Source organism: Pseudomonas sp. SZ40, from assembly GCF_052958135.1.
In genome coordinates this window covers 22,953-30,528 of sequence record NZ_JBQWIF010000053.1, presented here as the reverse complement: position 1 = coordinate 30,528, position 7,576 = coordinate 22,953, and the positions used below count along the sequence as shown (strand labels likewise).

The following is a 7,576-nucleotide window of genomic DNA, read 5'->3' as shown; positions in this document are numbered from 1 at the left end:
TGCGCAGGGCATCAGGTCGGGAGTGCCTTCAACTAAGCTGCGGGCTATCAGGACAGTTTGGGATGGGTTTGTGGGGACGGGCGGGAGGCCTGGTTCCATGCCCATGATTTTCGCGCGCATGGCGCGCTCCCACACGAAGATCTGCGCAGGGCATCAGGTCGGGAGTGCCTTCAACTAAGCTGCGGGCTATCAGGACAGTTTGGGATGGGTTTGTGGGGATGTCGGGACGCCTGGTCCAGGCCCGGGATTTTTCGCGCGCATGGCGCGCTCCCACACGAAAATCTGCGCAGGGCATTAGATCGGGGAGCGCCTTCACTCAAGCTGCGGGCTATCAGGCCAGGCTGGGATGGGTTTGTGGGAATGGGCGGGAAGCCTGGCCCATGCCCGGGATTTTTCGCGCGCATGGCGCGCTCCCACACGAAGATGTGCACAGGGCATCGGATCGGGGAGCACCTTCACCCAAGCTGCGGGCTATCAGGCAAGTCTGGGATGGGTTTGTGGGGACGGGCGGGAGGCCTGGTCCATGCCCGGGATTTTCGCGCGCATGGCGCGCTCCCACGAAGATGTGCGCGGGGCATCGGATCGGGGAGCGCCTTCAACTAAGCAGCGGGCTATCAGGCCGGTCTGGGATGGGTTTGTGGGAATGGGCGGGAAGCCTGGTCCATGCCCGGGATTTTTCGCGCGCATGGCGCGCTCCCACACGAAGATGTGCGCGGGGCATCGGATCGGGGAGCGTCTTCAACTAACCTGCGGGCTATCTGGTCAGCCTGAGGTGGTTTTGTAGGAGCGCGCGGCCGTCTCGCCCCTCAATCAAGCAGATGGGCGATCTGCGTGCTCAGGGTTTCCAGCGTGAAGGGCTTGCTCAGCAGTGGGGCGGAGTCGAGCAGTGCGCTGCCGGTTTCGCGGACTTCGGCGGGGTGGCCGCTGATGAAGATGACCTTCAGATCCGGGCGCAGCAGCAGTGCCGGTTCGGCAATGCGCACGCCGGAGACGCCGCCCGGCAGACGGAAGTCGGTGATCAACAGATCGAGGTGCGGCTTGGTGGCGAGGATGGCGAAGGCATCGGTGGCGCAATCGGCCTTCATTACGCTATAGCCCTCGCCCTGCAGGTATTCAGCCAGCAGCATGAGCAGGAGCGGATCGTCTTCGACGATCAGTACGGTTCGTGTGGGTTGGTTCATTGCCCTGCTCCTGGCTCTCTTTTTTACTCCTTCGCTTCGACCTTGCCGGCGGAGTGAGTTCAACCTATATCTGCGCGCTTGCTCTGTGGCAGCCACACGCTGAACAGCGAGCCCTGCCCCAGGCTGCTCTGCACTTCGATGCGCCCGCCATGCGCCTTGACGATCTGGTCGGAGATGAACAGCCCGAGGCCCAACCCCGCCACCGACTCGCTGCTCACCGCACGCTCGAACTGCTGGAAGATGCGCCGCTGGTTTTCCTCGGAGATGCCAATGCCGTGATCGCGAACCTCGACACGCACGCCACCTTCGTCAGCGCGCGCCCGGACCTCGATGGGCCGACCCGAGCCGTAGCGCAGGGCGTTGCTGAGCAGGTTGCTGATCACCTGCTCGATCCTGAACTGATCCCAACTGCCGCGCAGCACGCCGTCACTGTCGAGTTGCAGGGCGCAGCCTGCCACGGCCATCTGCTGGGCGAAGTTCTCGGCCACGTTGCGCACGGTTTGCGCCAGGTCGAACTCCACAGGGCGAATCGACAGCTTGCCGGTGCGGATGCGCGACACGTCGAGCATGTCTTCGATCAGGCGGATCAGGCTGTGGATCTGCCGCTCGTCGCGGTCGAACATGGCGCCGAGCTTGTCTTCACTGAACGCCGTCATGTTGCCTTTGGCCAGGTGCATCTTGCGCAGCTGGGTGTCGAGGATCAGGCCATTGAGGGGCGTGCGCAGCTCATGGGAGACGATGGACATGAAGTCGTCACGCATGCGCACCGCGTGCTGCAATTCGCCCTGGGTGGAGCGCAGTTCGGCGAGCAGGGCGTCCTGCTCCTCCCGCGAGCGTTTCAGGGCTTCGAGCTGCTGGGCCATGATCTTGCGCTGCTGATAGAGGTCGACGAACACCGCCACCTTGCTCTGCACCGCCTGGATGTCCAGCGGCTTGTAGAGGAAGTCCACGGCACCGCTTTCGTAGCCCTTGAACGCGTAGTTCATTTCGCGTCCGGCAGCGCTGACGAAGACGATCGGGATGTGCTTGGTCTTTTCCGTGCCGCGCATCAGCTCGGCCAGCTCGAAGCCATTCATGCCCGGCATCTGCACATCGAGAATGGCCAGCGCGAACTCATGCTCGAGCAACAATACCAGCGCATCGTCGGCGCACTGGGCCTGGAACACCTCACGGTCTTCGCGGCGGATCAGCGCGTCCAGTGCCAGCAGGTTCTCCGGCAGGTCATCGACGATCAGTAGTTTGCATCCGGTGCTACTCAACATGGGCGTGAGTCCAGTTCGGCTAGCAATGCGAGAATGCCCCGCAAAGAAAGAATGTAATCGGGACGATGCAGCGCCAGAGCCGCTTCGGGCATGGTGGGAACCTGCGCCTCCTGCGGATCCTGCACCACGGTCACACCGCCCCGCTGCTTTATTGTGTTTAGGCCGGCGGCGCCATCCTGGTTGGCGCCGGTCAGCAATATGCCCATCACGTTGGCGCCATAGGTATCGGCCGCCGACTCGAAAAGGTAATCGATCGATGGCCGCGAATAGTGCAGCGGCTCGTCACGACTATAGGAAAAGCATCCATCGGCTTCGATGCACAGGTGATAACCCGGTGCTGCAAAGTACAACGTTCCCGGCTGCAGCGCTTCCTTGTCCTGCGCCTCCTTGACCCGCAACGCCAGGCGCCGGGCGAACAGCGCGGGCAACAGGCTCTCGCGGCTGTCGGGCAGATGCAGCACCACCACCAGCGGCAGACCGTAGCTGGCGGGCAGCCCCTCGAACAGCATCAGCAACGCCTCGACGCCACCTGCCGAGGCGCCGATCACCACCGCTTCGAGTTGCCGCGGATTCGCGCTCATAGCTTGCGAAACACCCGTTCCTGTCTGTTCAAGGCTTCGAAATGCCCCGCATACGCGGAAAAATCCAGGCTTTCCTTGCTGCCCAGGCCAAGGAACCCGCGGTGGCCAAGGGACTCATGGAACAGCCCGAAGGCGCGATCCTGCAGGGACTTGTTGAAGTAGATCAGCACATTGCGACAGGAGATGAACTGGGTCTCGGAAAACACGCTGTCGGTCGCCAGGCTGTGGTCGGCGAACGTCACGTTGGCACACAGGAAGCGCTCGAACAGCGCGCCATCGTAGGCAGCGGTGTAGTAGTCGGAGAGCGAGCCCTTGCCACCCGAACGCTGATAGTTCTCGCTGTACAGGCGCATGCTGTCGATGGGAAAGATGCCCTTCTTGGCCTTTTCCAGCGAGTGCGGATTGATGTCCGTGGCGTAGATGATCGAGCGCTCCAGCAACCCCTCCTCGTGCAGCAGAATGGCCAGGGAATACACCTCTTCACCGGTGCTGCAACCCGCTACCCAGAGCTTGAGCGATGGGTAGGTGCGCAAGAACGGCACCACCTCCTGGCGCAGCGCCAGGAAGTAGGACGGGTCGCGGAACATCTCGCTGACCGGAATGGTGAGGAACTGCAGCAACTGCATGAACGCAGACGAATCATGGATGATCCGCGCCTGCAGTTCGGAAATGCTCGCGCAGTCGAACTGGCGCATGGCGTGCACCATCCGGCGCTTCAGCGAAGAGCCGGAGTAGTCGCGAAAATCGTAGCTGTACTGCAGGTAGATCGCCTCGATCAGCAGACGCAGCTCGATATCCTGCGTACGGTCGGACATCTCAGATACGCTCCAGCTTCGGCAGCCAGACGCGGATCAGCGAGAACAGGCGATCCAGGTCGATGGGCTTGGCCAGGTAATCGTTGGCACCGGCCTTCATGCACAGGTCCTGGTCGTCCTTCATCGCCTTGGCGGTCACCGAGATGATCGGCAGCTTGCGCCAGCGCGGGTTTTCGCGAATGCGTCGGGTGGCTTCGTAGCCATCCATCTCCGGCATCATCACGTCCATCAGCACCAGGTCGATATCGCTCACCGCCTCCAGCTTGTCGATGGCTTCGCGACCGTTGCGCGCCACTTCCACCTGGGCGCCCTTCTGCTCCAGGGCACTGGTGAGGGCGAAGATGTTGCGTACGTCGTCATCGACCACCAGGATGCGCCGGCCTTCGAACACACGGTCGCGGCTGCGGGCGGTCTTGAGCATGGTCTGCCGCTCGCTGGACAGCTCCGACTCGACCATGTGCAGGAACAGGGTGACCTCGTCGAGCAAGCGCTCCGGCGAGCGCGCGCCCTTGATGATGATCGAGCGCGAGTACTTGAGCAGCTCGGCTTCCTCGGCGCGGGTCAGGTTGCGCCCGGTGTAGACGATCACCGGCGGGAAGCTGCGGATGTGCTCGCTGCCCATGCGCGCCAATAGCTCGTCGCCCTGCATGTCCGGCAGTTTGAGGTCGATGATCATGCAATCGAAGATGTGATGGCGCAGTTGCTCCAGCGCCTGCTCGCCGAACTCGACGGCGACGATTTCGATGTCGTCGTCGCCGATCAGGCGGGCGATGCTGTCGCGCTGCAGCTTGTCGTCCTCGACCACCAGCACGCGCTTCATCTTCTGGGTCAGGCGGGCTTCGAGCTTGCTGAACACGCCCTTGAGCTGGTCACGGGTGGCCGGCTTCAGCGCATAACCGACGGCGCCCATCTGCAGAGCGGCCTCAGCCATGTCTTCGACGGAAATCACGTGCACCGGAATATGCCGGGTGCCGGGATTTTCCTTGAGGCGCTGCAGCACCGACAGACCGGAAACGTCCGGCAGGCGCATATCGAGCAGAATGGCGTCGGGGTGATGGGTGGTGGCCAGGTCGAGGCCATCCTCGGCGCAATGGGCGACCAGGCAGCGGTAATCCAGCTCATGGGCCAGGTCATAGAGGATATGAGCGAACTGCGGCTCGTCCTCGATCACCAGCACGCTGCGGCCGCCGAGCACCGACATGCCACGGTCGTCCGGGAAGGTCGGCACGGCGTTTTCCACCACCACATCCTTCACCGGTTTGACGGGCTCGGGCGCACGCGGCGCATGGCTGCGAGAGAAGACGACCGGTGCAGCCGGCAGCTCATCGGTGTCGGCCTCCAGAGGCGAATAGCTTTGCGGCAGCACCAGGGTGAATACGCTGCCCTCGCCCAGCACGCTGGACACGCTGATCGAGCCGCCCAGCAGCACGGCCAGATCGCGGGAGATCGACAGGCCCAGGCCGGTGCCGCCAAAACGGCGATTGGTGGTGCCATCGGCCTGGCGGAAGGCCTCGAAGATGTACTCCTGCTGATCGGCCTGAATGCCGATGCCACTGTCGCGCACGGCGAACGCCACGCCCTCGTCGACCCGGCTGACGGTCAGGCTGACCGAGCCCTGCTCGGTGAACTTGATGGCGTTGGAAAGCAGGTTCTTGAGGATCTGCTCGACGCGCAGGCGATCGGTGTACAGCGAGCGCGGCACGTCTTCGCCGACCTGCACGTTGAAGCCCAGGTGCTTCTCGCCGGCCAGTGGCTGGAAGGTGCCCTCCAGGCTCTCGGCCAAGCGCACCACGTTGGCGTTTTCGGGGCGCAGGTCGAGCTTGCCGGCCTCGACCTTGGAGATGTCGAGGATGTCGTTGATCAGGTTGAGCAGGTCGTTGCCGGCCGAATAGATCGAGTCGGCGAACTTGACCTGCTCGGCGTCCAGATTGCCCTTGGGGTTGTCGGACAGCAGCTTGGCCAGGATCAGCGAACTGTTCAGCGGCGTGCGCAGCTCGTGGGACATGTTGGCGAGGAATTCGGACTTGTAACGGCTGGCGCGCTGCAGCTCTGCGGCGCGCTCTTCCAGCTGCTGCTGGGCAACGCGCAGGGCACTGTTGCGGTCATCCAGGGCGTCACGCTGCGAAGACAACTGCTCGTTGGTCTGTTCCAGTTCCGCCTGCTGGGTCTCGAGGTGCGCCTGGGACTCCTTGAGCGCGCGGGACTGTTCTTCCAGTTCCTCGTTGGCGGTCTTGAGCTCTTCCTGCTGTACCTGCAGCTCCTCGTTGAGCTGTTGGGTTTCGGCGAGAATCTCCTGCAGGCGGTGGCGATAGCGAGCCGCTTCGACCGAAGCGCCGATGCTGGAAGCGATCTGCTTGAGGAACTCGCCGTCGCGCTCGCTCAGCGTGCGCAGAAAGCCCAGCTCGATGACGCCGTTGACTTCACCGTCGTTGTCGATGGGCAGCAGCGCCACGGTCAGCGGCTCGCCCTGGCCGAGCCCCGAACTGACCTTGAGGTAATCGGCTGGCAAGTGATCCAGGGTCAGCAGGCGACGGCTTTGCGCCACCTGGCCGACCAGACCTTCGGTGCTGTAGAAGGACTGTTCGGCCTTCTCCTGCTCACGGGAAAACCCGTAGGACGCGACGCGACGCAGGCCGCCATGCTCCTCGCGCACATAAAGAGCACCGACTGCGGCCCCCAGATGGCTGGCGAGAAACTCCAGCATGTTGCGGCCCAGCACCGGCAGCGCCTGCTGGCCGATCAGCCGCTCGGACATGTCGGTCTGGCCGTTGCGCAGCCAGGCCTGGGCCTGCAGACGTTCGTTGTGCTCATCCTGTTTCTTGAGGATGGCGCCATAGGTGTTGGTGAGGCTCAACAGCTCGCGACGCCCGAACAGCGCCAGCGAGCCGCTGAACAGCAGCGTGAAGAGCAGGAACAGGACGATGGTGACGGTCGCCGTGCTGCTGGCCGCATCGTTGCGCTCCTTGCGCAGGCGCTGCTCGTGGGCGACGAAGTCCGCGTACTCGGCACGAATGGCGTCGGTCAGTTGCTTGCCGCGACCATCACGCACCGGGTCGATGAAATTGCCGCCCTCGCGCTTGGCGGTGATCGCCGTCTGCGCAAAGTTGCTCCACTCGTCCTGCAGCGCCGCGATGGCGCGCAGGCGATCGACCTGCACCGGGTTGTCCGAAACCAGCTCGGAGAGAATCTCCATCTCCGCCTTGATCCGCGGCTTGGCGACTTCGAACGGCTGCAGGAAGCGCACATCGCCAGACAGCAGATAACCGCGAAACCCGGTCTCCTGGTCGATCGACAGTTTCAGGCCCTCATTGGCGTTGTTGAGCACCCGGTCGGTGTGCTGCACCCAGCCCAGCACGTTGAGCAGATAGCCGATCAGCACCACGAAGAAGATCGCGCTGACCACCCCCACCCCAAGCGGCAAGGCGACGTTGCGCCTGAGAATGCGCTTGAAGCTGTTCTCATCGATGGAAGAGGTGTTGGTCATCGGAAATCCCTGGCCGCGGTTGGGTGATGCATGAGGCTGCATGGTGGTTCGGTAAACGGGTGATGGTAATGCGCTAGCAGAAGTTAATCCAACGATCAGCGCTCAATGGCCCGCGCGCTTGGATGGTGCGCGCAGGCGCCAGGTTCGACTTATTTTTTCGTGATGCGTGACGCACGCCACGCTCGCACGGGCCAACCTGTAAATACGGTAATTTTCAGCCCAGCGGCATCTCCACGGTGCAGATCAAGCCCGC

Annotated in this window: 5 protein-coding genes; all 5 read right to left on the bottom strand. The window is 63.1% G+C overall.

All coding sequences use genetic code 11. From position 1 onward, the window contains the following. Positions 1 to 806 precede the first annotated feature (806 nt). Genes ACT9T4_RS25065 through ACT9T4_RS25045 form a run of 5 tightly spaced genes read right to left on the bottom strand, consistent with a single transcriptional unit; the run spans position 807 to position 7,323 of the window. Positions 807 to 1,181: a response regulator gene (locus ACT9T4_RS25065; RefSeq protein ID WP_042555473.1), complete on the bottom strand. Its 375-nt coding sequence runs from the start codon at positions 1,179 to 1,181 to the stop codon at positions 807 to 809. Between the two features lie 59 nt (positions 1,182 to 1,240). After that, positions 1,241 to 2,443, bottom strand: coding sequence for a hybrid sensor histidine kinase/response regulator (locus tag ACT9T4_RS25060; protein ID WP_042555474.1), 1,203 nt, complete (start codon positions 2,441 to 2,443; stop codon positions 1,241 to 1,243). Next, positions 2,437 to 3,024, bottom strand: coding sequence for a chemotaxis protein CheB (locus tag ACT9T4_RS25055; protein WP_042555475.1), 588 nt, complete (start codon positions 3,022 to 3,024; stop codon positions 2,437 to 2,439). The genes ACT9T4_RS25060 and ACT9T4_RS25055 overlap by 7 nt, the downstream gene beginning before the upstream one ends. Then, a complete protein-coding gene (locus tag ACT9T4_RS25050) occupies positions 3,021 to 3,839 on the bottom strand; it encodes a CheR family methyltransferase (RefSeq protein WP_179539194.1) in 819 nt (272 codons plus the stop codon). The genes ACT9T4_RS25055 and ACT9T4_RS25050 overlap by 4 nt, the downstream gene beginning before the upstream one ends. Before the next feature lies 1 nt (position 3,840). Then, the gene (locus ACT9T4_RS25045) at positions 3,841 to 7,323 is read right to left on the bottom strand and encodes a response regulator (RefSeq protein WP_499119533.1); all 3,483 of its coding nucleotides are present in this window, start codon (positions 7,321 to 7,323) and stop codon (positions 3,841 to 3,843) included. Positions 7,324 to 7,576 lie beyond the last annotated feature (253 nt).

Bases quoted from the DNA above. Each gene is read 5' to 3' on its own strand.
- ACT9T4_RS25065 (WP_042555473.1), bottom strand. From the start codon at position 1,181: ATGAACCAACCCACACGAACCGTACTGATCGTCGAAGACGATCCGCTC.
- ACT9T4_RS25060 (WP_042555474.1), bottom strand. From the start codon at position 2,443: ATGTTGAGTAGCACCGGATGCAAACTACTGATCGTCGATGACCTGCCG.
- ACT9T4_RS25055 (WP_042555475.1), bottom strand. From the start codon at position 3,024: ATGAGCGCGAATCCGCGGCAACTCGAAGCGGTGGTGATCGGCGCCTCG.
- ACT9T4_RS25050 (WP_179539194.1), bottom strand. From the start codon at position 3,839: ATGTCCGACCGTACGCAGGATATCGAGCTGCGTCTGCTGATCGAGGCG.
- ACT9T4_RS25045 (WP_499119533.1), bottom strand. From the start codon at position 7,323: ATGACCAACACCTCTTCCATCGATGAGAACAGCTTCAAGCGCATTCTC.